The following is a 609-nucleotide window of genomic DNA, read 5'->3' on the forward strand; positions in this document are numbered from 1 at the left end:
AGTAGTTCAACACCTGTGAATCTGAGTCAGGGTGCGCAAACGGGCAGCAATTACACCCCAGGACCTAGACGTAATTTGGGGACAACCCCAGATGCTGCGCCGAGTTCAGCGATAGCTCATCCTCGTGGTCCTGTTCCTGCAACGGGCAACGGTTCGCCATCGATAACTGATGATGGTACTCAAACCGATGTTCCGACAGCCGTCGCGGACACACTGACGAATGCGGGTACACCGACGAATGCGGGTACACCGACGAATGCGGGTACATCGGCTCGTCCACCTGTTGCGGCGAACACCATAAACACACCTTCAATGTCACAGACGGATGGCGTGCCTACGGAAGACACCCCTGCGACAGTGGTGCCTGAGGCGAATGCTGCAAAAGGATACACTGGCCGTAAATGGGAGGTGAGTAGTTCAACACCTGTGAATCTGAGTCAGGGTGCGCAAACGGGCAGCAATTACACCCAAGGATCTAGACATAATTTGGGGACAACCCCAGATGCAGCGCCGAGTGATGCGACAGCTCATCCTCGTGGTCCCGCGGCTGGCAATGGCAGCAGTACAACCCCAGCGGTAACGGGCAACGGTTCGCCATCGGTGGCGGAT

Annotated in this window: 1 pseudogene; it reads left to right on the top strand. The window is 56.7% G+C overall.

Annotated elements, in window-relative coordinates:
• Positions 1-609, top strand: a pseudogene (locus L5L97_RS22845) (hypothetical protein); the annotation flags it as partial.

The organism is Shewanella sp. SM71 (assembly GCF_025653905.1).
Taxonomy (GTDB): Bacteria; Pseudomonadota; Gammaproteobacteria; order Enterobacterales; family Shewanellaceae; genus Shewanella; species Shewanella oncorhynchi.